This is a genomic window from Oricola sp., assembly GCF_022763245.1.
Lineage (GTDB): Bacteria > Pseudomonadota > Alphaproteobacteria > Rhizobiales > Rhizobiaceae > Oricola.
Window position 1 is genome coordinate 292,537 of the sequence record NZ_JALEGV010000041.1, and the last position, 24,364, is coordinate 316,900.

Here is a 24,364-nt window from a genome sequence, read left to right on the forward strand (position 1 = left end):
ATTGATGAACGACAAGGCGCCGGGACAAATATTTCGCTTGACTTCAAAAGGCACTACGCCAAGTCTGTGGGCAGCCAAAGCGCTTTGACTGGCTTTGCGCATCGTGCATGCATGCAAGTGTGAATGTACCTTGAGCCGGATGGCTCGTTTGGAAAATCGATCCTGGGAGGATTTTCGATGAAGAAGACAATCATGGCGGGCTTCGCCGCCGCCTTGTTGACTGGCGCCGCCGGCTCGGCCGGCGCTGAACAGCTGACGGTTTTCGGCCCGTGGCTCGGGCCGGACCAGGAAAACGTCGAGGCCGTGCTGAAGGTGTTCGCCGACAAGTCCGGTCATGACGTGCGCTACGTCGGTTCCGACAGCTTCGAGCAGCAGATCGTCGTCGATCTGGAAGCCGGCTCGGCGCCGAATGTCGCAGCCTTCCCGCAGCCGGGCCTCGCCTCCGACATGGCGTCGCGCGGCTTCCTTGCGCCGCTTGGCGACGACGTGGCCGACTGGCTGCGCGAGAACTACGCCGCCGGCGATTCCTGGGTCGATCTGGGCACCTATACCGGCCAGGACGGCGAAGACCACTTCTACGGCTTCCCCTACAAGAACGACGTGAAGTCGCTCGTGTGGTACATCCCGGAGAACTTCGAGGACGCGGGCTATGACATCCCGACGACCATGGAAGAGCTCAAGGCGCTGACCCAGCAGATCGTCGACGACGGCGGCACGCCGTGGTGCATCGGCCTCGGCTCCGGCGCCGCGACCGGCTGGCCGGCCACCGACTGGGTGGAAGACCTGATGCTGCGCACCACCTCGCCGGAAAACTACGACAAGTGGGTCTCCAACGAGATGAAGTTCAACGATCCGGTGGTCGTCGCCGCGATCGAGGAGTTCGGCTGGTTCGCGCGCAACGACGCCTATGTGGCGGGTGGCGCCGGCGCTGTCGCCTCCACCGACTTCCGTGACTCGCCGAAGGGCCTCTTCTCGTCGCCGCCACAGTGCTACATGCACCGCCAGGCGTCGTTCATCCCGGCGTTCTTCCCGGAAGGCACCGCGGTGGGCGAGGACGTCGACTTCTTCTACTTCCCGGCCTATGCCGACAAGGATCTCGGCACGCCGGTCCTCGGCGCGGGGACGACCTGGGTCATCACCAACGAGAACCAGGCCGCCCACGACCTGATCGCCTTCCTGCAGACGCCGGAAGCGCATGAGACCTGGATGGCGCGCAAGGGCTTCCTGACCCCGTTCAAGGGCGTCAACCCGGATGCCTTCGGCGATCCGACCCTGAAGAAGATGAACGAGATCCTGCTCAACGCCACCACCTTCCGGTTTGATGGTTCCGACCTGATGCCGGGCGGCGTCGGCGCGGGTTCGTTCTGGACCGGCATGGTCGATTACACGGGTGGCAAATCCGCAGAGGACGTCGCCAACGCAATCCAGGATTCCTGGGATGCGCTGAAGTAAGTGGCGCATCGCGCTATTGCTGAATCTCGTCGTCCGGGGCACATTCGTCCCGGACGGCACGTCTGGGGCGACACGGTTTTTGGGAGGAAGCCATGCATCCTGCTCTGCTGGGACTGATCACGATCATCGCCGGCGTCGGCGGTTGTCTGGGCTATTTCTTCCTGTCCAACCTCGTCCTCGACAAGGTCCTGTTTCCCGCGTCCGGGCCCAATGCCGGACGCAACATCAACCGCGCCAACCTGGTGCGGCCCTGGCTCTTCCTGTTTCCCGCGATCTTCGCGCTCGGCCTCTATCTCGCCTATCCCGTCTTCGAGACGCTGCGCCTGTCGCTGACCGATCGTGACGCCGGCGGCGCCTTTGTGGGGCTCGATCATTATCGCCAGATGGCGGCCGAACCGAAATTCTGGGAAGCGATGCGCAACAACATGATGTGGCTCATCGTGGTGCCGGCCGCGTCGACCGCTTTCGGTCTGATGGCGGCGCAGCTTACCGACCGCATCAAATGGGGCAACATCGCCAAGTCGCTGATCTTCATGCCGATGGCGATCTCCTTTGTCGGCGCCTCGGTCATCTTCAAACTCGTTTATGACGCGCGCCCCGCCGGTCAGGAGCAGATCGGCGTGCTCAACGCGGTCTGGCTCACCTTCGACGGCGGTCTCTGGTCCGTGCTCGCGCTGCGCGTCGTGCCGGCGATCGTCCTCCTGGCCTTCGCCGCGCTGATGCTCTACGCGCTCTATGCCTTCCTGACGCCCGTGTTCAGGCCGCAGGCCTCCCATTCCGGCAGCAACTGGCTGGCGACGCTTGGCCGCATCGTCGGCTCGGTCGGCGTCGCCTGGCTCGCCTTCCTGTCCGCGCGCTCGCTGATCTCGCTCTTCACGATGAGCTTTCCCTACGGCGAGCCCCAGACCTGGCTGACGGTGCCCTTCTGGAACAATTTCTTCCTGATGGCCGTCCTGGTCTGGATCCAGACGGGTTTTGCCATGGTCATCCTGTCGGCGGCGCTGCGCGGCATCCCCGAGGAGACCATCGAGGCCGCCGTCATCGACGGCGCCGGGCCGTTCGACATCTTCTTCAAGATCAAGGTGCCGCAGATCATGGGCACGATCGTCGTCGTGTGGACGACGATCACCCTGGTCGTGCTCAAGGTCTTCGACATCGTCTACGCCATGACCAACGGCCAGTGGGAGACCCAGGTTCTCGCCAATTACATGTTCGACAAGCTGTTCCGTGCCAATGACTGGGGGGTCGGTTCGGCCAGCGCGATCGTCATCATGCTGCTGGTGTCGCCGATCCTGGTCTGGAACGTCTACAACGCCCGCAAGGAAATGCGCTGAGGAGGCCGGAACCATGTCATCGATCGCTGGCAGCAAATCCGGCCTGACCTGGGCCGTTCACCTCTCCGTCATCGGCCTCGTCCTGCTGTGGCTGTTCCCGACGGTGGGCCTGCTCATCTCGTCCTTCCGCACCGCCGACCAGATCTATTCCAGCGGCTGGTGGAAGGCCGCCTTCACCCAGCAGCAGAACCTCGTCCTGCGCACCAAGGCGCCGTCGGAGCAGGGCCAGGAGGGAGACCTGTTCGTCATCTCGGGCAACATCTTCGCCGACAACGAGGCCAATTCCGACGCGACGATCGTCGCCTGGGGCACGTCGTCGCGCGCAATCGACGATTACGTGCCCGGCGACACCGCCGACATGGGCGAGGACGGAAAGCTGACCGTTCAGGCCAATGGCGACTACCGACTTGAAAACGGCACCGAGTTCTCGGGCAGCCGCGGCGAACGCGTCTTCGTGACCGCCAACACGCCGCCCGACTTCACGCTCGCCAACTACGAACGTGTGCTGTTTTCCGGCTCCGGCACGGACTCCATGGCCAAGGCGTTCTTCAACACGCTGACAGTGACCATCCCGGCAACCGTCATCCCGATCGTGATTGCCGCCTTCGCCGCCTATGCGCTCGCCTGGATGCGCTTTCCCGGCCGCGCGCTGCTGATCGCGGCTGTCGTCGCGCTCCTCGTCGTGCCGCTGCAACTGGCGCTGATCCCGCTTCTGCGGCTGCATCTGGAGATCGGCATCGGCAAGGGCTATCTCGGCGTCTGGCTCGCCCATACCGGCTTCGGCCTGCCGCTCGCGGTCTACCTCTTGCGCAACTACATGGTCGGCCTGCCGCGCGACATCATCGAATGCGCCAAGGTCGACGGCGCCACCGACTTCCAGATCTTCACCCGCATCGTGCTGCCGCTGTCCTTCCCGGCGCTGGCTTCCTTCGCCATCTTCCAGTTCCTGTGGACCTGGAACGACCTGCTCGTCGCCAAGGTGTTCCTCATCGACGCGACCGGCGAAACGACGGTGATGACCAACCAGATCGTGGAACTCCTCGGCACGCGCGGCGGCAACTGGGAAATCCTGGCGACGGCGGCCTTCGTGTCGATCGCCGTGCCGCTGATCGTGTTCTTCGCCATGCAACGCTACCTCGTGCGCGGCCTCCTGGCCGGCTCGGTCAAGTAAACAGGGACTATTCACTTCATGAGCGTGTTCGCATCCGCCGCACAGAGAACCGAGGACCAGTCGACGCCCGATCCGGACTGGTGGCGCGGCGCGGTGATCTACCAGATCTATCCGCGCTCCTTCCAGGATTCCAACGGCGACGGCATCGGCGATCTCGCCGGCATCCGCCAGCGCCTGCCCTATGTCGCCGCTCTCGGGGTCGACGCGATCTGGATCTGCCCGTTCTTCCCGTCGCCGATGAAGGATTTCGGATACGACGTCTCGGACTATCGCGGCGTCGATCCGATGTTCGGCAGTCTGGAGGACATTCGCATCCTGGTGGAGGACGCCCATCATCTGGGCCTGAAGGTGATGATCGACCTCGTCATGTCGCACACCTCCGACCAGCATCCCTGGTTCGTGGAAAGCCGCTCCAACCGCGACAACCACAAGGCGGACTGGTACGTGTGGACCGATCCGCTGCCGGACGGCTCGCCGCCCAACAACTGGCTGTCGATCTTCGGCGGCTCGGCCTGGGAATGGGACGCGACCCGGCTGCAATATTACATGCACAACTTCCTGACGAGCCAGCCGGACCTGAACTTCCACAATCCGGACGTCCAGAACGAGTTGCTCGACATGGTGCGCTTCTGGCTGGAACTCGGCGTCGACGGTTTCCGCCTCGACACGATCAATTTCTACTTCCATTCGCGGACGCTGCAGAGCAATCCGGCGCTACCGCCGGAGGAGCGCAACGCCAAGACGGCGCCAGAGGTCAATCCCTACAACTACCAGGACCACCTCTACGACAAGAGCCAGCCCGAGAACATCGCCTTCCTGAAGCGCTTCCGCGCCGTGCTCGACGAGTTCCCGGCCGCGGCCGCGGTCGGCGAGGTCGGGGACAGCCAGCGCGATATGGAAATCCTGGCCGACTACACGCGCGGCAACGACCGCATCCACATGTGCTACGCCTTCGACTTCCTGGCGCCCGACCCCATCACCGCGCCGAAGGTGCGCGAAGTCATCGAGCGTTTCGAGAACGAAGCGCCCGACGGCTGGTCCTGCTGGGCCTTCTCCAACCACGACGTCGTGCGCCACGCGACGCGCTGGGGCGCGTTCGAGCGCGATCCGGTGCGCTATCTGAAGCTGGTCGCCGGCCTGATCTTCTCGCTGCGCGGCTCCGTCAGCATCTATCAGGGCGAGGAGCTGGGCCTGCCGGAAGCCGATCTGAACTACGAGGATCTGCAGGATCCCTACGGCATCCGCTTCTGGCCGAAATTCAAGGGACGCGACGGCTGTCGCACGCCGATGGTCTGGTCGTCGAACCTCCCCAATGGCGGCTTCACCACCGGCAAGCCCTGGCTGCCCGTGCCCGACATCCATCGCGCCATGGCCGTGGACACCCAGCAGGGCCACGACAGCAGCGTCTACGAGTTTTACCGCGATTTCCTGGCGTTCAGGCGCCAGCAGCGCGCGCTGACCAAGGGCGGCGTCACTTTCGTGGACGCGCCGGACGACGTCGTCGCCTTCATCCGCGACGACGGGGAGGCGAGGCTGTTTTGCGCCTTCAATCTCGGACACGGCCCCGCCGAGTTCGAACCGGGCCTGGAATTGACGAAACTCGCCGAAGCGCCGCTCGACGGAACGGTCGAGAACGGCGTGGTGAAACTGGACGCGCTCGGCGGATTCATCGGACGCGTCGGTTAGGGAGGAGAGATCATGGCGGAATTGAAACTGACCGACCTGGACAAGGCCTATGGCCAGGTAAAGGTTCTGCACGGCATCAACCTTCACATCAGGAAGGGTGAGTTCATCGTCTTCGTCGGTCCGTCCGGCTGCGGAAAGTCGACGCTTCTGCGCTGCATCGCCGGGCTGGAGCAGATCACCGGCGGCACGCTGGAGATCGACGGCATGGTCGTCAATGACGTGCCGCCGTCGCAGCGCGGCATCGCCATGGTCTTCCAGACCTACGCGCTCTATCCGCACATGACCGTCTACGACAACATGGCCTTCGGCCTGCGTCTGGCGAAGTTCCCGCGCGAGGAGATCGAGCGGCGCGTCAAGAACGCGGCCGAAATCCTGCAGCTCACGCCCTATCTCGACCGCCTGCCGAAGGCGCTCTCCGGCGGCCAGCGCCAGCGCGTGGCCATCGGCCGGTCCATCTGCCGCGATCCCAAGGTCTTCCTCTTCGACGAACCGCTGTCCAACCTCGATGCCGCGCTGCGCGTGGCGACCCGTATCGAGATCGCCAAGCTCAACGAATCCATGCCCGACACCACCATGATCTACGTCACCCACGACCAGGTCGAGGCGATGACGCTGGCCGACCGGATCGTCGTGCTGCGGGCCGGCTATATCGAGCAGGTCGGCTCGCCGATGGAGCTCTACCATCGGCCGGCCAATCTCTTCGTCGCCCAGTTCATCGGCTCGCCGGCCATGAACATCATCCCGGCCACCGTCTCTTCGGTTTCCGACGCCGCAGTCGGCGTGGAGATCGACCACACCGGCGCGACCTCGGTTCCCTTCGGCGGCGATGCCGGCCTGAAGGGCCAGAAGGTCAGCCTCGGCGTGCGCCCGGAGGATCTGCGCCTGGTCGAAAACGGCCAGACTGCGCTTGTCCAGGGCGAGATCGACATCGTCGAGGCGCTCGGCGAGGTCACGCTGCTCTATGTCCGCGTGGCCGGACGCGATGATCCTTTCATCGCCAAGCTTCCGGGCCACGTGACGCTGGAACGCGGCGCGACCGTCTCGCTCTACGCCGAACCGAAATCCCTGCACCTCTTCGACAAGGACGGCCAGACGCTCGCCCCGAGGACCGAGGTGCTGGCCGCCTGAGGATGGTTGGATCAGTCGAACGTCGAGCCTGCTCCGCCGAAGGCGGGCAGATCGAACTCGCCGCGGTCAGTGATTGTCGCGCGGAACGCCCTTGGTCTGCGCGACCCGCTGGTACTTGACCGCCGGCTTCAGCACCATGCCCTCCGACAGCTGGTCGACCATCGAGCGCTGGATTTCCTGCCATGGCGTCTGGTGCGCCGGATAGGCGTAGCCGCCCGCCGCCTCCAGCGCGCTGCGCCGCGCCGCCAGCTCCTCGTCGGGCAGCAGGATGTCGGCCTCGCCCTTCTTCAGGTCGATGCGGATGCGGTCGCCGTTGCGCAGCAGCGCCAGTCCGCCCATCGCGGCGGCCTCCGGTGAGGCGTTCAGGATCGAGGGTGAGCCGGACGTACCCGACTGCCGACCGTCGCCGAGGCAGGGCAGCGACTTGACGCCCTTTCGGATCAGGTAGTTCGGCGGCTGCATGTTCACGACTTCGGCCGCGCCCGGATAGCCGATCGGCCCGGCGCCGCGCATGATCAGGATCGTGTGCTCGTCGATGCCTTCGGCCGGATCGTCGATGCGCGTGTGATAGTCCTCCGGCCCGTCAAAGACGGCGACCTTGCCCTCGAAGGCGTCGGGATCGTCCGGATCAGAAAGGTATCGCTTACGGAATTCCTCGGAGATCACGCTCGTCTTCATGATCGCGGAATCAAACAGCGTGCCTTTCAGGTTGAGGAAGCCCGCATGTTCCACCATCGGCGCGGCGACTGTGCGGATGACGTCGGTGTTCAAATTCTCGACGGCTTCGCAATTTTCGCCGATCGTCCGACCATTGGCGGTGACCGCGCCCGGATGCGGCAGCAGCCCTGCCTTCATCAGCTCCATCACCACCGCCGGAACGCCGCCGGCGCGGCAATAGTCCTCGCCGAGAAATTCCCCCGCCGGCTGCAGGTTGACGAGCAGCGGGATCGCATGGCCGACCGCCTGCCAATCGTCATTGTCGAGCGCGACGCCCAGATGCCGGGCCACCGCGTTCAGGTGGATCGGCGCGTTGGTCGAGCCGCCGATCGCCGAATTGACGACGATGGCATTTTCGAACGCCTCGCGCGTCATGATGTCCGAGGGCTTCAGGTCCTCATGCACCATCTCCACGATGCGTCTGCCCGTGTCATAGGAAATCTGCCCGCGCTCGCGGTAGGGCGCGGGGATCGCGGCCGAGCCGGGGAGTTGCATGCCCAGCGCCTCGGCCAGCGAGTTCATCGTCGAGGCCGTGCCCATCGTGTTGCAATAGCCGACGGAGGGCGCCGAAGACGCGACGATGTCCATGAATTCCTCATAGTCGATCTCGCCGGCCGACAGGCGCTCGCGCGACTTCCACACGACCGTGCCGGAGCCGGTGCGTTCTCCGCGATGCCATCCGTTCAGCATCGGGCCGACCGAGAGCGCGATGGCTGGAATGTTGACGGTCGCCGCCGCCATCAAGAGAGCCGGCGTGGTCTTGTCGCAGCCGATCGTCAGCACCACCCCGTCCAGCGGGTAGCCGTAGAGCACCTCGACCAGCGACAGATAGGCGAGGTTGCGGTCGAGCGACGCCGTCGGCCGCTTGCCGGTTTCCTGGATCGGGTGGCAGGGAAATTCGAAGGGAATGCCGCCGGCCGCCTCGATGCCCGCGCGCACGCGCTTGGCCAGTTCGATATGGTGGCGGTTGCAGGGCGAGAGGTCCGAGCCGGTCTGGGCAATGCCGATGATCGGCTTGCCGGACTGCAGCTCGTCACGCGTCAGGCCGAAATTGAGATAGCGCTCCAGATAGAGCGCGGTCATGCCGGGATCGTCCGGATTGTCGAACCATTGCTGGCTGCGCAGCCTGGTCTTGCTTTCTCCGCTCATCATGCCCTCCGGTCACCACGTCAATTGGATGCCAGAAGCGTTATGCGAAGGCGGGCGAGGTCACAAGCAAAAGACGATTGGGCGAAGTGTCAGGGCAACAGCGGCGAGGCGATCGCAGCCTCCACCATGCTGGCGGTTCCAAGCGCGATGGCAAAGAGCAGCGCGACGGCGATGACGCCCGTTTCGGAGACGGCGCGCCGCCTTGCTTCCCGGATCGCGCGGGGCCGAAGCCGAGGCGCGTCCATGCGGTGGTCCATCCCGTCGAGGGTGTCGCGAGAAGCGCTGATCGGCATGGCAAGGGTTCCTTTCCAGACGGTGCTTGAAAGGGAAACGCACGCAGACCGCATTGGGTTCCGTAGCGTCCGTCGCGCCGCGACGGACCCAGCGGCAATTACGAGGCCGCCAGCCCGCGCAGATGCGCCACAAGGGCGGCCGTGGAGCCGTCGCGCGCCTCCGCGCCCTCGCCGGTTTCGACCACCGGCAGCAGCGCTGTTGCGAGCTCCTTGCCGAGCTCGACGCCCCACTGGTCGAAGGCGTTGATGCCGAAGAGCTGCGCCTCGACAAACACCCGGTGTTCGTAGAGCGCGATGATGCGCCCCAGCGTGTAGGGATCCAGCCGCTCATAGGCGATGGTGATCGAGGGCCGGTTGCCGGAAAAGACGCGATGCGGGGCAAGCGCGGCCGCTTCGGCCTCGTCCATTCCCTTGGCGAGAAGTTGCGCCTTGGCTTCCTCCAGCGTGCGGCCCTTCATCAGCGCTTCGGATTGTGCCAGGCAGTTGGCCAGCAACAGCTCGTGGTGGTGGCGCAGGTCGGGCTCGTGCCCGTTCGCCGCGACGAGGAACTCCACCGGCACCACATCCGTGCCCTGGTGCAGAAGCTGGAAGAAGGCGTGCTGGCCGTTTGTGCCCGGCTCGCCCCAGACGATCGGTCCGGAAACGCCGTCCACCGGCTCGCCGGAAACCGTCACGCCCTTGCCGTTCGATTCCATGTCCAGCTGCTGCAGATAGGCCGGCAGCCGCGCGAGCCGCTGGTCGTAGGGAATGACGGCGCGCGACGGATAATCGCAGATCGCCCGGTGCCAGTAGCCGATCAGGCCGAGCATCATCGGCAGGTTCTCGAGCGTCGGCGCGGATCGGAAATGCGTGTCGATCGCGTGGGCGCCGTCGAGCAGGCGGCCGAAATTTTCCGGCCCGATCGCCATCATGATCGGCAGTCCGATGGCGCTCCACAGCGAATAGCGTCCGCCCACCCAGTCCCAGAAGCCGAAGGTGCGGTCCTCGCCGATGCCGAAGGCGGCGACCTTGGGAAGCGCCGTCGAGACCGCGCAGAAATGCGCGCCGACAGCGTCTTCGCCCAGCGCGTTGACGAGCCAGCTCCGCGCGGTCGCGGCATTGGTCATGGTCTCGATGGTGGTGAAGGTCTTCGACGCGATGATGAACAGCGTGCGGGCCGGATCGAGGCCGGCCAGCGTGTCGGCGATATGCGCCCCGTCGATATTGGAGACGAAATGGCTGCGCGGCCCGTCATGGAAGGGCGACAGCGCCAGAACGGCCATGGCCGGCCCGAGATCCGAGCCGCCGATGCCGATATTGACGACGTCTGTGATCGTCTCGCCGGTCGCCCCCTTGATCGTGCCGGCGCGCACACCGTGGCAGAAATCGGCCATCGCGGCGAGCACCGCGTTGACGTCGCCCATCACATCCTCGCCATCCACCATGACCGGCGTGTTGGCTCGGTTGCGCAGCGCCGTGTGCAGCACCGCGCGGTCTTCCGTCGTGTTGATCTTCTCACCGGCAAACATCGCGTCGCGGCGGCCGGCCACGTTGCAGGCCCGCGCCAACTCGTCCAACAGCGCCAGCGTCGTCTCGGTCACCCGGCATTTCGACCAGTCGAGCAGCATGTCATCCAGCCGGGTGCTTTGCCGCGAGAATCGGGCGGGATCGGCAGCGAAAGCGGCGCGCATGTCCTGCGGCGCTTCGGTCTCGGCATGGCGTTTCAGCGCGGCGATGGCGTCGGTCTTCGTCGGCATGGCGGTGTCTCCGGATCGGACCACGGTGTGGCGAATGTCGGCTCGGGCGATCAGTCAGGACTTTAAAGAACCTGTGCGTCGCGAATGCAAGATGCGGCGGTCATTGCCGCTCATCCGGCATAGGTTTCGCCTGGCTCTGTCGCCGGCGCTTCGCGTCGTGCGGTCAGCCAGGCGCGGATCGCCCGGTCCGCCGGTCGTTCGAAACGGCGATGGCAGACGATGCCCGCTCCGAACACCGCCGCCAGATAGAAGGTGAGCCACAACGGGCTCGACAGGAAGCCGCGATCGGCCACGCCTGTCAGGTCGACGACGAGCAGTGCCGCCACGATCATCGGCAGATGCAACAGGTAGACGCTGTAGGTGAAATCGCCGAGATGGCCAGCGGCCCGGCCGCCCGGCAGGCCGATGATGTCCAGCCAGGCGCAGGAGAGCACGACCAGCGCGAAGGCTGGAACCAGCAGTGTCTGCCGCTCGCCGAACAGCGTCAGCGCATTGGGAAAGGCAAGCGCCGCCCCTGCCAGCACCGCGGCGATCACGAAATCCGCAGGCCTGCGGTCGCGCACGAGGAGATAGGCCAGCGAGCCGGCGAAGAAGAATGCCGCGCAGGCCAAAATCACGCCGGACCCGATCCATTGCGACGCCGCGATCGCCGTCAGCAGCGCGAGCGCCTGTCCGGCGACGGTCTGGAACAGTCTGTGGCGATGCATCAGGTAGAAGACGAGATAGACGCCGACCTCCGCGGAGACCGACCAGATTGGCGCATTGAAGCTCTCGCCCGCCTGAAGCCCCCAGGCCGAGACGAGGAAGAGCTGCAGCACGAAATGACGCGCGTCATTGTTGCCGACCACCTGCGCCGAGCCCGTCAGCTGCGTGCTCGCCACCTGCAAGACGAGCATCGCGATCAACGTCGCGAAATGCAGCGGGTAGAGCCGGGCGAAGCGCGCGATCGCAAAGGACGGTCCGTCGGCGGGGCGCTGGAAATAGGTGTGTGCGAAGACGAAGCCCGACAGCACCCAGAAGAACAGCACCGCGTCCTTGCCGTGATGAAAGAAGAAGCCGAGCAGCGGCGACGGAAAGCGCGCCACCATCTCCTCCTTGCTCATCGGAATGGCGAGGCCGTCGAAATAGAAGAAATAATAGTGGTGCAGCACCACGCTCACCGCCGCCATGAAGCGCAGGAAATCGAGCCAGTGGAAACGCCGCGGCAGTCCGTTCGGCCCGGCCGTGCCGTCCCGCGCGATCGCAGCCATCCGTGTTTGATCCACCGTCTTGCCCATTGCGTCCTTCGACCCTGGGCTCCAGTCTCGCATCGCGCGCTGCCCCTGCGGTTAACCCAAGGGAAAACCTTGGCCGGGTGGTTAAGATTGTCCCAAGCCGGTCCCGCTCTGGTTCAGGCGGTGAGAGCTGCGTTCGGATGTCCGCGACCGGCATTGAGCCGGCAAATGGGGCCGCCGCGCGCTCATGGTTAACAATGTCGGAACGGCCCGCTGCTCGTGACGGTAAACGCAACATGAAGAGCATGCGAAAACTTTGGGCTCGGTGGAATAAATCATCCGATTTCGGCGCCTGATCTCTGTAACATTTCGTGATCAGGGTCTCCAAAATCTTGGAAACAGTCCAGATTTCCGTTTCTATTTCAATACCTTGATGTTCATGCCTCGGCCGCAAGAAAAGCCGGTCCGACAATTGAATAAATTTGTCGGCGATCGCTTACCATTTGCGCAAACATTGCCTCTCAATCGTTAACGCGCGAGCCGATCGGGCGTTCGAACGGGGTGTTTGGAGGGCCATTGCGGGGTTGCCGGTTCGCTTGATCAGAGGAGACTGGGACATGGCGGACAGCACCATCACGCAGGTTGGCGACACCGATCTCGGAGCAAAGCAGGCACAGAGCCTCGACGCGGGAACCGGCGGGCAGGGGCCGCAGGACATCGAGGGTTCACGCTACGGCGACACGGCCTATCTGGGCAGTGGCCAGCAGGTCTTCGACGGCGGCGCCGGCAATGACCGCATCATCTCCTATGGCGACGGCGGAGAGCCCGATCCGGCGCAGACGGATGGCGCGGAAGGCCGTGTCACCGCGGCGGTCGCCGACGGCGCCGCAGATGATGTGCTGACCGGGGGCACGGGCGGCGACACCTTCGAGTTCCGCGCCCTGCTCAACGCCAAGGAAAGCACGATCGCCGAACACACCAACGCCGATGGCAGCGTCAATTGGCGCGCCGTGGCTGGCGAGAACGACAATGTCCACGACCATTGGGTCGAGGGCTTCGGCAACGACGTCATCACCGACTATTCCAAGGCGGAAGGCGACAAGATCGTCATCCGTGGCCACACGGTCGAGGTCGCCGAGATCACCTACGGGTCCGACGACGGCGGCAGCTATTCGCTGATCCGCGTCATCAGCCAGCAGGGCAATGGCGGGGCCGGCGGGGCCAATACGGAGACCGGCGCCCATGACGAGGACGCGCTCGGCACGATCAAGGTCTATGGCGACACGGTCACCGTCAACGACATCACCGTCCAGGCCGCCGGCGTCTTCGACGGCATCGACCAGCTGGAAACCGTGGACGAGATTTACGGCGACGCCGATGCCGGCGTGAAGCAGGAAGTCTACAGCAACACGGACGGCACCTCCTACACCGGCATCCTCGGCGACCAGACCGACATCGTCCGCGTCGGCGAGGGCGCGCAGGAGGTCGATGCGGGCGGCGGCCGCGACTATCTCTACAGCTTCTCCGACGGCGGCGAGCCGGATCCCGCCCAGACCGACGGTGCGGAAGGCCGGGTCAACGCGGCGGTCGCCGACGGCGCAGCCGATGACGTCTTCACCGGCGGCCAGGGCGCCGACACCTTTTCCTTCAACCTGCTCCTCAACGCGAAACAGGAGATCCTGGCAGAGCACACCCGCTGGAACGGCACCATCAACTGGCGCGGTGTCGCCGGCGAGAACGACAATGTCCACGATCACTGGGTCGAGGGCATCGGCAATGACGTCATTACCGACTATTCGAAGCAGGACGGCGACAAGATCGTCATCCGCGGCCACACGGTCGAAATCGCCGAGATCACCTATGGCGAGGACGATGGCGGCGACTACTCGCTGATCCAGCTGCGCTCCCAGCAGGGCGACAATGGCGGCGCCCATGACGAGGACCTCCTCGGCACGATCAAGGTCTATGGCGACACCGTCACCGTCGACGACGTCACGGTCCAGGCCGCCGGCGTGTTCGACGGCGTCGACCAGCTCGACGCGATCGCCGCGGCGGCGCAGGAAGCGCTCGCCGACAACGAGGCGCCCGAGGTCACCCAGCCGCAATGGGGCGCCGACAATCCGCAGGACATCGAGCAGACCTTCACCGGCACGGACCGCTGGGACACGATCGTCGCCGGCAGCGGCAGCCAGGAGGTCGATGGTGGCAGCGGCGGCGACCGGATCATCTCCTATGCCGATGCGGGCGAATCCGACCCCGCCCAGACCGATGGCGCCGAGGGCCGTGTCACCGAGGCCATTCCCGAAGGCGTGGCCAATGACGTGCTGACCGGTGGCGACGGACGCGATATCTTCGAATTCCGCGCCCTTCTCAACGCGAAGGCGGAGGTGCTGGCCGCCCATACCAACTCAAACGGCTCGATCAACTGGCGCGGCGTCGCGGGCGAGAACGACAATGTCCACGACCATTGGGTTGAGGGTTTCGGCAACGACGTCATCACCGACTATTCCAAGGCGGAAGGCGACAAGATCGTCATCCGCGGCCACACCGTCGAGGTCGCCGAGATCACCTACGGGTCCGACGACGGCGGCAGCTATTCGCTGATCCGCGTCATCAGCCAGCAAGGCAATGGTGGGGCCGGCGGGGCGAACACCGCGACCGGCGCCCATGACGAGGACGCGCTCGGCACGATCAAGGTCTATGGCGACACGGTCACCATCAACGACATCACCGTCCAGGCGGCCGGCGTCTTCGATGGCGTCGATCAACTCGGCCAGGTCGATGCGCTCGGCGACTACAATGGCGGCGTCCAGTCCTTCTTCTCCGACACCGACGGTGAGGAGATCGTGACCGCCCCGGACAGTGTCGAGACCACCGACTATGTCGTCGCCACCACGGGCGCGCAGGTCATCTCCACCGGCGCCGGTCGCGACGAGATCCGCCTCACCTCCGACGGCGGCGAGCCCGATCCGGCGCAGGAGCCGGGCGCGGACGGCCGCATCACGCCCGCCGTCGATCCGGCGACGGCCAATGACGTCGTCTCGGGCGGCCAGGGCAAGGACACCTTCGTCTTCAACCTGCAACTCAACGCCACCGCGGCCGTGATCGCGCGCTACACCCGTGAGGACGGCAGCGTGGACTGGCGGCGCGTCGCGGGCGAAAACGGGGCGCTCCACGATCACTGGGTCGAGGGCATCGGCAACGACGTCATCACCGACTATTCCAACCAGGACGGAGACAAGATCGTCGTCCGCGGCCACACGGTCGAGATCGCCAGCATCACCTATGGCGAGGACGATGACGGCGACTATTCGCTGATCCAGCTGCGCTCCCAGCAAGGCGACAATGGCGGCGCCCATGACGAGGATCTCGTCGGCACGATCAAGGTCTATGGCGACCTGGTCACCGCCGACGACATCACCGTGCAGGCCGCCGGCGTGTTCGACGGCATCGACGCCTATGCCGATGCCCCCGCCAGCGCCGCAGTCGGCAATCTGGTCTATGGCGACGGCGACGCCAATTCCCTGACCGGCACCGCCGCCGCCGACATCGTTCACGGCCAGAACGGCGCCGACGTGATCAATGGCGGGGCCGACAACGACTTCCTCTTCGGCGACGGACATAACGACGTCATTTTCGGCGGCGCGGGCGACGACTGGGTCGAGGGCGGCTGGGGCAGCGACATGCTGTTCGGCAATGAGGGCAACGACACGCTCGTCGCCGACAGTGGCACCGACCAGATGTTCGGCGGCACCGGCGAGGACCTCTTTGTCTTCGAAAACGGCGCACGAGGCGGCTCGATCCTCGACTTCGAGGACGGATCCGACCTGATCGACTTTTCGCGCATCGACGCGGTCGCCGGCTTGGACGACCTGTCGATCAACGCGATCGGCGGCAATTACTACGAGGTGTCCTACACCAATGATGACGGTCGGCTGGTCGAAGTCTCCGTCATCGGCCAGTCCGATTTCGGCCTAGACCAGAGCGACTTCGTCTTCGCCTGACCGGTGCGGCCGAGGCCGCGCGGACAATCACGATCCCGGCCGGAGACGGCCGGGATTTCTTAATTGGCGATCAGCGCAATTCGCGCCGCAGGATCTTGCCGACATTGGTCTTCGGCAGGTCCTCGCGGAATTCCACGACCTTGGGCCGCTTGTAATTGGTCAGATGCGCCGCACAGTGGTCCTTGACGACCTGTTCGGTGACGCTTTCGTCCCGGCGCACGACGAAGAGCTTGACGATCTCGCCGGAATGGTCGTCCGGCACCCCGATCGCCGCCGCCTCGACGATGCCCGGATGCGACGCGGCGACTTCCTCAACCTCGTTGGGATAGACGTTGAAGCCGGAGACGAGGATCATGTCCTTCTTGCGATCGACGATCTTGGTGTAGCCGCGCTGGTCCATGAAACCCATGTCCCCGGAGCGGAAATACCCGTCGGCGGTCATCACCTTTTCCGTCTCGTCCGGCCGGTTCCAGTAGCCGGCCATCACCTGCGGACCGCGAATGCAAATCTCGCCGACCTCGCTCAGCGGAACGTCGTTGCCGTCCTCGTCGCGGATGGCGATGTCGGTCGAGGGCAGCGGAATACCGATCGTGCCCGAGAACTCCGCCGCGTCGAAACGGTTGGCGGTGGCGACCGGCGACGTCTCCGACAGGCCGTAGCCCTCGTAGATCAGCGTGCCGGTTACCTCCTTCCAGCGGTCGGCGACGGGCTTCTGCACGGCCATGCCGCCGCCCATCACCAGCTTCACATGGCTGAAGTCGAGCTTGCGGAAGTCCTCGTTGTTCAAAAGTGCGTTGAACAGCGTGTTGAGCCCGGCGAAGAAGTTCCACTCGTATTTCGCCATTTCCTTGACGAAGGCCGGAATGTCGCGCGGATTGGGGATCAGCACGTTGTGCCCGCCCTGGTCCAGCCCGACGATCGCGTTCACCGTCAGCGCGAAGATGTGGTAGAGCGGCAGCGCGCACATGAAGGTGATCTGGTCCGGCCGGCCGCGCGCCGAAAACGCCACGCCCACCCAGTGCCCGTTCTGCTGCACATTGGCCAGGATGTTGCCATGCGTCAGCGTCGCCCCTTTGGAAACGCCGGTCGTGCCGCCCGTATATTGCAGGAAGGCGACATCGTCCCGCGTCAGCTGCTGGGGACGCAACGACCGGCCCTTGCCCGCCGACAGCGCCTTCTTGAACGGCGTGTGGCCCGGCAGGGACCAGGCCGGGACCATCTTCTTGACCTTGCGCACGACGAGATTGACGAGGTGGCCCTTCAGCCCCATCAGGTCGCCCATGGCGGTGACGACCATATGCTTCACGTTCGTCTTGGAGGCGACCTGCTGCAGCGTATGGGCGAAGTTCTCCAGGATCACGATCGCTTCCGCGCCGGAATCCTTCAACTGGTGCTCCAGCTCGCGCGGCGTGTAGAGCGGGTTGACGTTGACCACCGTGTAGCCCGCCCGCAACACGCCGTAGAGCGCCACCGGATATTGCAGGATGTTCGGCATCATCAGCGCCACGCGGGCGCCCTTGGCGAGGCCCAGCCCCTGCAGATAGGCGCCGAAAGCCTTCGAGGCCGCGTCGAGTTCGCCGAAACTCATCGAGGCGTCCATGCAGGTGAAGGCCGGACGGTCGGCATATTTCACGCAGCACGTGTCAATCATGTCGGCAAGCGAGGCGTAGGCGATCTCAGCCATCTCCGCGGGCACGCCCTCGGGATAGGAGCTCAGCCAGGGCTTGGCTGCATAGGGCGAATCCGCCCGGGTCGCGTTTTCCATGTCGTTCCTCCCGGACGGCTTGGTGGGACCGCCTCTTGTCGCGAAACGAGCGCGAACCCGCGCTTCGTCGCCGCATCAAGCTGACATATTTCGCTGTTGTTCACGATTCAAGACTTTTTACGTAAACGTAAACGTCATTTCGGCCGCTCTGCGCCGCCATTCGGCGACCGGGCGTCCCACAAAAGGTCCGAAAGAGCGGCATGCAGGTCGCCGCGAGCGAACGGCCGCCGGTCTCGCGTCTCGTGGCCCGCCTGCCAAAGCCGGTTCTTCCACGCCGGGTCGTCGCCGTGGCGCAGATAGGCCGCCGCCGCGCGGGCCGCATTGACCAAGGTGGGGTCGTCCTCCCCGGCCAATCCGTGCAGGATCACCATGCCGACCGGGCCCGGCTCTTTCACGCGGCCTTCGGACAGGGCGCGCGCGATCGCGGTGAGCACCGCCCCGCGAAACGACCAGTCCCTCCACCACGCGGATGCCTCGGCGGCGATCGCCGGCCGTTTCGCACCCGACATTAGTGCCGCGAGAACGGCATCGGTCTCCGCGCGCGTCGCCTTCGGCGGTCTGGCTCTTGCGGCGTCGGCCGCATGGCCGAACACGGCTGTTCCACGCAAATCCTGAGGAACGTCCAGCCGCTCGTCACGCGGTTTGGCGTAATGGTCGGCGCGCCGAACCAGGCGGCGCAACATCGACCAGTAGGTTGGCGCGTCGGCCGGCACGCCTGCGCGTGCGAAATCGACGCCGAGCCGGTCTCCGGCCGCACGCGCCGCATCGCCGAACCGGTCGTTCATCCCCGGCGCGAAGCGGGAAGCGAGGACGGCGAGCGCGGCGCGGGCGGCGTCGCCGAGCGGGCGTTCGTCGTTCTGACCGAGCGCATCGGTGATCCATTCGCCCACGGTCTCGTCGGGCATGGTGTCGAAGCAGCGCACATGGCTCGCCATGGCCCGCATCAGGACGGCGCACCAGAACGCGCCCGCCCGCCTCGGTTCGAGTTCGGCGAGGCATTCGGGCAGCAGATCCCACCACGCACTGCACTCGGCGAGCGCCTTCATCGCCGCATCGAGGTCGCTCCAGTTCCAGTCGCCCGCCGCGATCGGGTCGAAACGCCGGAAGACGGCATGCATCGCGTGCCGGTCCTCGTCTTCGAGAATGCGCTCCACCGCGTCGTCGATCGGCGCGATGCGGGCGGCGAGATCGTCCCGGCCGGCCGCCGTCATGCGTTCCTGCAAGGTGGCGGTCAAGTCCCACCAGCAGTCGGGCGCGCGAGCCGGCGCTTCGGCGATCAGCCACTCCATCCGGTCGAGATAGGCGTCCACCATGAAAACCGGCGCGTGGTAGAAGAGCTGGTCGAGCGTCTCGCCCACGGCATGCGGATGCAGCTCGATCTCCGGGTGAAACAGTATTTCCAGCATCGCCTGCAGGGCCGGCGGCCAGGGCGTCGACGTGCCCCAGTCGCAGATGGCCCAGAACAGCTCCGGATCGCGATTGCCGTCGATCAGCCGCGCGATCTCGCCCGGATCGCCGCCTTGTGCCGGCATCGCCCGGATCAGCCCTGCGATCGGTGCGTATCTGTCGTCACCCATCGCCGCGCCCGCCGCTCAGAAGCCGCCATGCTCCTCGATCCAGGCCGCTTCGGCCGGCGAGGTCGGCCGCCCGAGAACGGCATTTCGGTGCGGAAACTGGCCGAAGGCGGCGATCGGATCGCGATGAAGATGGGCGAATTTCAGGCTGTTCTCGTTGCCGAGCTTTTCGAACAGGGCCACGGCACGGTCCTGGTCGGCCAGCGTTTCGGAATGCATGAACGGCATGTAGAGGAACTGCTTTTCCTGGTTGCTCATCGGCTCGTCGAAACCGGACGACAGCGCCGCATTGGCGAGTGCGCGTGCCTTGGCGTCGCCGGAAAAGCTCTTCGGCGAGCCGCGGAACATGTTGCGTGCGAACTGGTCGAGCACGATGATGGCGGCGAGCGCCGTCTCGCGCGTGGCGCTCAACACCGCATTGTCGGTCGCCGCCACATCGTGATGCAGCGCGCCGAAGCGCTCGACGATCGTGCGGTCGACCGCATCGTCCTTCTTGTACCACTGTTCCGGCGTCAGCTCCGAAAACCAGAAGTCCAGAACCTCCGTCTGCCAGCCGTCCTTCAGCATGGTCTCACTCCTTGTCCTCGACCCGGTTTTCCTCGACCCAAGCCTGGATCAGATGCGCCGCGATGGCGCCCATGGGCGGGGTGCGCAGCCCCTGCGGATGCGTGTTGTCGAGCATCTGACGCACCTCGGCGCGGGCAAACCAGCGGCAATCCTCCAGTTCGTCGTCGTCGATCCTGATCTCGGTCGTCTCGGCCTCGGCGTGGCAGCCGATCATCAGCGTGTGCGGAAACGGCCAGGGCTGGCTGGCGTGATAGGCGACCTTGCCGATGCGGATGCCCGCTTCCTCCTCGGTCTCGCGCCGCACGGCGTTCTCGATCGTCTCGCCCGGCTCCACGAAACCGGCAAGGCAGGAATACATGCCCTCGTTGAAATGCGGCCCGCGCCCCAGGAGGCACATGTCGGCGTCGGTGCGCAGCGCCAGCATGATCACGACCGGATCGGTGCGTGGAAAATGCAGCGCCTCGCAATTGGGGCAGGCGCGCTTGTAGCCGCCGTCGGTGATCTCGCTTTGATGGCCGCAGCGCGAACAGAAGCGATGCGTCCGGTTCCAGGAGACGAGGGATGAGGCTTGCGCGATGGCGCCGAGCCGGTCCGCCGAGACCAGCCCCTGCGTGTAGACCGAGCGCAGGTCAATCGCCTTGATGAAATGCGGCAGGTGTTCCCTGTCGATGCCGCTGTCGGCGGCCAGCACCGGCGTCTCGTCGATGTCGAAGCCGAGCAGGACGGCCTCCTCCAGGTCGACGTCCAGATCGACGATCTCGCCCGGCGCGAAGAGCGGGTCGAACACTTCCTCGTCGTGTTTCAGCAGAACCCTGCCCTCGGCGAACAGATAGAGATGCGCGCGATCGTCCTTCAGCGCCTCGCGGGCGCTGTCGGCGTTGCGCTTCTCGGATCGCCGCTCCAGCCGGTTGCCCGCAAAGCCGGTTTCGCTCGACGGTTCGGGATGCGGCGCGTCGGCAAGGCGCATGATCATGGACGCTCCTCGTGGCAGGTTCCGTTCTGGCCGGTCTGGTCCCGACCGCACCGTTTCTGCCAGATGGGAGCGCGCGCGGCTAGTCTCGGCGTCGCAGCGACCGTCCAACCTGGTATCGAGAGCGGCAATGTCTCTGCTATGGTCCGGCCTCGCCGCGACAGTCCGGCGGAAGAGGCTTTCAGATGGGGAAGGAGCGTCGCATGGAGAACGGGACAGCATTGAGGACGGAATATCTGGTCCGGGACGAAGAGGAGTTGCGGACGCTGTTCCCGCCGACCCGCCTCATCGCCGTGGCCAAGTGCCGGGACCGTCTCGACAAGCACGCCCGGGAGTTTCTCGCCCGCTCGCCGTTCCTGTGCATTGGAACCCAGTCGCCCGACGGCGGCGCCGATGTCAGCCCGCGCGGCGATCCGCGCGGTTTCGTGAAGGTCCTCGACGACCGCACGCTGCTGATACCCGACCGGCCAGGCAACAACCGCCTCGACACGCAGACCAACATTCTCGCCAACCCGGCGGTCGGGCTCCTGTTCATCATCCCCGGCTTCGACGACACGATGCGCGTCAACGGCAAGGCGAGCATCACCCGCGATCCGGAGTTGCTCGCGATGCTGACGGTCAAGGACCGGACGCCGACGATCGCCATAGTCGTCGCGGTGGAGGAAGTGTTCGTCCACTGCGCCAAGGCGTTCCGGCGCTCCAGGCTCTGGGATCCGGACGAACGGCAGGATCGCTCGGAAATGGCGTCCCTGTCCAGGATCGTCCTCGACCAGACCTCCGGCGCCCCCGACGATCCCGAGGTCATGAAACAGATCGATGACGACCTGGAGGTCGAATACCAGAAGACGATGTACTGACACAAACCGCGGAGAGACCGGCAGCCCCGGCCTTTCCGCGTCTCGGCGAAGGGCGGAAGCCGTTTACCGGAACCGGAAGCTGATCTTGGCGCTGACCGTCAGGACATCCTCGATGCCGATCGTTTCGCCCGTGCCGAACGTGACCGCATCGTCGAAATGGTAGTAGAGCACCTCGCCGCTGAGCGCCGCATTCTCGCCGAGCCACATCGACACGCCGCCGCCGACAACCGCGCCGATCGCCGTCCTGCTGTCCGTCTCGTGGCTTTCGAAGTCGTGCGCTTCGGACGTCTCCAGTGTCTTGTCCAACGTCGCCGTGTAGCGGCCGAAGCCGACGCCGCCGGTCGCGTAGGTGAGAAACCGTCCGCTGGCGACACCCATCCGGCCGCGCAGGCTCGCAAGCGCATCGACGGAGGCGGAAGCCTCCTGGCGAACCGCCACGTCGCCGAGAAGGCCAACGCTCGCCGCGTCCTGACCGATCAGCCGCGACGCGTCGGCGCCGAGCACGGTCAGATCCGCTTCTGCGCCGACGAGGATGTTGTTGGCGAATTGATGATTGTAGCCGATGTGACCGCCGATCGCAGGGCCGGTCTCGTCCGCCAGCCCGGACGAACCGAAATCGAACAACCCGACGAACGCCGCCGCCTGCGCGGCACCGGCGCCGTCGGTGTTCTCCACGTCGGAATAGGCATAGGCGGCATAGATGCCGTTAGAAGCGTCGGCATGGGAAACGGAGAGGCCTCCGACCCGCTGGTCGGGAACCGAGCTGACAGAGGCGCCGGCTCGGGCCTGTTGGATGCTGGTGACGCTCCATGCGAAGGCATGCGTGTCGGATGTTGCCGGGTCGCCGTAATTCGCGTCGTAGTCCTGATCGATCCCGTCTTGCGACGGATCCTGCCGTCCTTCGGCATCGGCAGTCGCGAAGTTCACGCCGACCTCCGCTTCCGACTGCGCTCGGGCGGAACCGGCGTCGGTCGCGCAACTGGCCGAAGACCAGCCCGTTGCGTTGACGATGCAGAATTGCCCGCCGTCGGACAGCGTTGCGGCGTGACGGCCGTTCGCATATCCCGCGCCGAACCCGACCCATACGCCCGACCAGTCCCGGGTCGCGTCGTTGGCCCGCGCGCTCGAAGCGCTCGCCGCCGCGAGAACCGCGGCCGTCAAGATGATGCGTTTCATGAGACGCCCCTTTTTTGAAAGTGGGGCGAGCATAGCGGCGGATTACCGCGGCAGGGTTGTATTTCTGCTACACAAGCGATTGAATTTGTTGGGAAAATTCTTCCCCAACGTCAGCTTCCGTCCTGGAACCCCGCCTTGAAGTCTGCGATGAACTGCTCGGCGGCGCCCGTCTCGTAGGGCACGGCAGTGCCGGATCCCCAGACCGGGTTCGGCCATGTGACGTCGCCGGTGAAGCGGGCGATCACATGCATGTGCAACTGCGCCACCTGGTTGCCGAGCGCGGCAACGTTGATCTTGTGGCAGCCGGTCAGGCGCTTCAGGTTGTCGGAGACGGTGACGGTCTCGAAGGTCAGCATCGTCTGGTCGAGCGGCGACAGGTCGTGCAGTTCGGTCACCCCGACGCGCTGCGGCACGAGGATCAACCAGGGGAACCGGCTGTCATTCATCAGCAACAGCCGGCACAGGCCGATTTCCGCCACGGGAATCGTGTCTTTCTCAAGGGTCGGGTCGATCGCAAACGGTCTCATGACGCTACGATAGCAGAATTTTCTTACCGATGACTTGCTTTTGTGAACGCAAGATACGATATCGCCCGTGGGAGGTTGGTGGTGGACGAGCCACTCGCCAACCGGGTCAGGTCCGGAAGGAAGCAGCCCTAACGAGCCACGGCACGGGTCACCGTGCCAGCCTCCCGCCTTTCCTTTTTAATTGTTCCGCGCCTTATGCCGAGAAGTCCAGATTGGACGGCCCCGCGAGGCCGCGTCCGGAATCGTCGGTCGTCGCGACCTCCAAGCCCACCGGACGCAGGTCGAAATCGCGCGCCCAGACGCGGCCATGGCCGTTCAGCATGAAGCCGAAATGCACCGTCGCTGCCTCTTCTGGCACGTCCAGCACGATGGCGCGCGCCGACCAGGGCTGCGTGCCCGTCAGAATGCCGTTGCTGCGCCGCTGCAACATGTTGTCGAAGCGCAGCGCCTGGCCGGGCGCCCGGTCGATGCGCATCCACAGCGCGCCTGAATCCGCGTCCTGCGTGCGCAACTGCGCCGAAAGCCGCAACCGCTGGCCCCTCAGATCGTCCGCGAGCACGCTTTGCATGAGCGAGCAGAAGCTGTCGTCCGGCAACGGCGTGGCGCTGTCGCGCGTCACGAGACAGCGGATCACGCCGGTGCCCGCTTCGTCCGGATCGAGGCCATATTCGTAATAGTCCCTGTCGATCCGGCCCGTCGGATACCAATCGCGCGGCAGTTTCAGCGGCTGCGCTTCGGGGCTGTCCTTCAGCCGTGCGGCCAGGACGTTCCAGTCGTTCAGGCCGTGCTGCTGGGCGACGAGGTCGAGGCAATCGCTGTGGCTGAGCGTCACGCCGCGCGCGGCAAGCGCCTGCCTGAGGGCCTTCGCCATGGTCTTCGGATCGGGTTGGCCGGAATTGGATTTGGTCGGCATGGGTTCGGTTCTCCGTCGAGGGACGAACTCGCTGTCGAGTGCCAGTGCTCGCATTGCCGGCGGATCGTCCCTTGCGGTGAACGTCAAACCGAGAAAAACCGTGCATTCACCACACCCGAAGGGGCGCGAGC

Annotated in this window: 18 protein-coding genes and 1 other RNA gene; 8 read left to right on the forward strand and 11 right to left on the reverse strand. The window is 65.3% G+C overall.

The window, feature by feature from the left end; all coding sequences use genetic code 11:
- Positions 1 to 177 precede the first annotated feature (177 nt).
- From MRY80_RS22155 to ugpC, 5 genes are all read left to right on the forward strand, one after another.
- The gene (locus MRY80_RS22155; protein WP_293293422.1) at positions 178 to 1,452 is read left to right on the forward strand and encodes an ABC transporter substrate-binding protein; all 1,275 of its coding nucleotides are present in this window, start codon (positions 178 to 180) and stop codon (positions 1,450 to 1,452) included.
- Between the two features lie 92 nt (positions 1,453 to 1,544).
- The gene (locus MRY80_RS22160) at positions 1,545 to 2,786 is read left to right on the forward strand and encodes a sugar ABC transporter permease (RefSeq protein ID WP_293293423.1); all 1,242 of its coding nucleotides are present in this window, start codon (positions 1,545 to 1,547) and stop codon (positions 2,784 to 2,786) included.
- Positions 2,787 to 2,799: 13 nt separating this feature from the next.
- Positions 2,800 to 3,957 carry a carbohydrate ABC transporter permease gene (locus MRY80_RS22165; protein WP_293293424.1) on the forward strand — a complete coding sequence of 386 codons (1,158 nt, stop codon included), beginning with the start codon at positions 2,800 to 2,802 and terminating at the stop codon, positions 3,955 to 3,957.
- Between the two features lie 18 nt (positions 3,958 to 3,975).
- Positions 3,976 to 5,643, forward strand: a complete 1,668-nt coding sequence (locus MRY80_RS22170) for an alpha-glucosidase (protein ID WP_293293425.1) — start codon at positions 3,976 to 3,978, stop codon at positions 5,641 to 5,643.
- A 12-nt stretch (positions 5,644 to 5,655) separates the two neighbouring features.
- Positions 5,656 to 6,771 carry a sn-glycerol-3-phosphate ABC transporter ATP-binding protein UgpC gene (ugpC, locus tag MRY80_RS22175; RefSeq protein WP_293293426.1) on the forward strand — a complete coding sequence of 372 codons (1,116 nt, stop codon included), beginning with the start codon at positions 5,656 to 5,658 and terminating at the stop codon, positions 6,769 to 6,771.
- 66 nt (positions 6,772 to 6,837) lie between these two features.
- Here ugpC and MRY80_RS22180 read toward each other — a convergent pair whose 3' ends face one another.
- The 4 genes from MRY80_RS22180 to MRY80_RS22195 all read right to left on the reverse strand — a co-directional run bounded on the left by MRY80_RS22180 (position 6,838) and on the right by MRY80_RS22195 (position 11,916).
- A complete protein-coding gene (locus tag MRY80_RS22180; protein ID WP_293293427.1) occupies positions 6,838 to 8,637 on the reverse strand; it encodes an IlvD/Edd family dehydratase in 1,800 nt (599 codons plus the stop codon).
- Positions 8,638 to 8,726: 89 nt separating this feature from the next.
- Positions 8,727 to 8,930: a hypothetical protein gene (locus tag MRY80_RS22185; RefSeq protein WP_293293428.1), complete on the reverse strand. Its 204-nt coding sequence runs from the start codon at positions 8,928 to 8,930 to the stop codon at positions 8,727 to 8,729.
- A gap of 98 nt (positions 8,931 to 9,028) precedes the next feature.
- The gene (pgi, locus tag MRY80_RS22190; protein ID WP_293293429.1) at positions 9,029 to 10,666 is read right to left on the reverse strand and encodes a glucose-6-phosphate isomerase; all 1,638 of its coding nucleotides are present in this window, start codon (positions 10,664 to 10,666) and stop codon (positions 9,029 to 9,031) included.
- A gap of 110 nt (positions 10,667 to 10,776) precedes the next feature.
- Entirely contained in the window at positions 10,777 to 11,916 is a 1,140-nt protein-coding gene (locus MRY80_RS22195) for an acyltransferase (RefSeq protein WP_293293430.1), read from the reverse strand.
- A 581-nt stretch (positions 11,917 to 12,497) separates the two neighbouring features.
- Here MRY80_RS22195 and MRY80_RS22200 point away from each other — a divergent pair.
- Positions 12,498 to 15,884 carry a calcium-binding protein gene (locus MRY80_RS22200; RefSeq protein WP_293293431.1) on the forward strand — a complete coding sequence of 1,129 codons (3,387 nt, stop codon included), beginning with the start codon at positions 12,498 to 12,500 and terminating at the stop codon, positions 15,882 to 15,884.
- A gap of 70 nt (positions 15,885 to 15,954) precedes the next feature.
- Here MRY80_RS22200 and MRY80_RS22205 read toward each other — a convergent pair whose 3' ends face one another.
- The 4 genes from MRY80_RS22205 to nudC form a co-directional block, all read right to left on the reverse strand.
- A complete protein-coding gene (locus MRY80_RS22205) occupies positions 15,955 to 17,649 on the reverse strand; it encodes a long-chain-fatty-acid--CoA ligase (RefSeq protein WP_293293432.1) in 1,695 nt (564 codons plus the stop codon).
- 134 nt (positions 17,650 to 17,783) lie between these two features.
- Positions 17,784 to 19,226: a hypothetical protein gene (locus tag MRY80_RS22210; RefSeq protein WP_293293433.1), complete on the reverse strand. Its 1,443-nt coding sequence runs from the start codon at positions 19,224 to 19,226 to the stop codon at positions 17,784 to 17,786.
- Between the two features lie 15 nt (positions 19,227 to 19,241).
- Positions 19,242 to 19,790, reverse strand: a complete 549-nt coding sequence (locus tag MRY80_RS22215; protein ID WP_293293434.1) for a DUF924 family protein — start codon at positions 19,788 to 19,790, stop codon at positions 19,242 to 19,244.
- A gap of 4 nt (positions 19,791 to 19,794) precedes the next feature.
- On the reverse strand, positions 19,795 to 20,763 hold the full coding sequence (nudC, locus tag MRY80_RS22220) for an NAD(+) diphosphatase (RefSeq protein ID WP_293293435.1): 969 nt from the start codon (positions 20,761 to 20,763) through the stop codon (positions 19,795 to 19,797).
- Between the two features lie 200 nt (positions 20,764 to 20,963).
- Here nudC and MRY80_RS22225 point away from each other — a divergent pair, with 200 nt between their 5' ends.
- Positions 20,964 to 21,617, forward strand: coding sequence for a pyridoxamine 5'-phosphate oxidase family protein (locus MRY80_RS22225; RefSeq protein ID WP_293293436.1), 654 nt, complete (start codon positions 20,964 to 20,966; stop codon positions 21,615 to 21,617).
- Positions 21,618 to 21,680: 63 nt separating this feature from the next.
- Here the strand turns inward: MRY80_RS22225 and MRY80_RS22230 are convergent, their stop codons facing one another.
- Together MRY80_RS22230 and MRY80_RS22235 are read right to left on the reverse strand one after the other, a co-directional pair.
- Entirely contained in the window at positions 21,681 to 22,793 is a 1,113-nt protein-coding gene (locus MRY80_RS22230) for an outer membrane beta-barrel protein (RefSeq protein WP_293293437.1), read from the reverse strand.
- Positions 22,794 to 22,903: 110 nt separating this feature from the next.
- Positions 22,904 to 23,320 carry an HIT family protein gene (locus tag MRY80_RS22235; RefSeq protein WP_293293438.1) on the reverse strand — a complete coding sequence of 139 codons (417 nt, stop codon included), beginning with the start codon at positions 23,318 to 23,320 and terminating at the stop codon, positions 22,904 to 22,906.
- A gap of 70 nt (positions 23,321 to 23,390) precedes the next feature.
- Between MRY80_RS22235 and ffs the strand changes: the two genes are divergently transcribed.
- Positions 23,391 to 23,488, forward strand: an RNA gene (ffs, locus tag MRY80_RS22240) — signal recognition particle sRNA small type.
- A 25-nt stretch (positions 23,489 to 23,513) separates the two neighbouring features.
- Here the strand turns inward: ffs and MRY80_RS22245 are convergent.
- Positions 23,514 to 24,233, reverse strand: a complete 720-nt coding sequence (locus MRY80_RS22245) for a glyoxalase superfamily protein (RefSeq protein ID WP_293293439.1) — start codon at positions 24,231 to 24,233, stop codon at positions 23,514 to 23,516.
- Between the last annotated feature and the right edge of the window lie 131 nt (positions 24,234 to 24,364).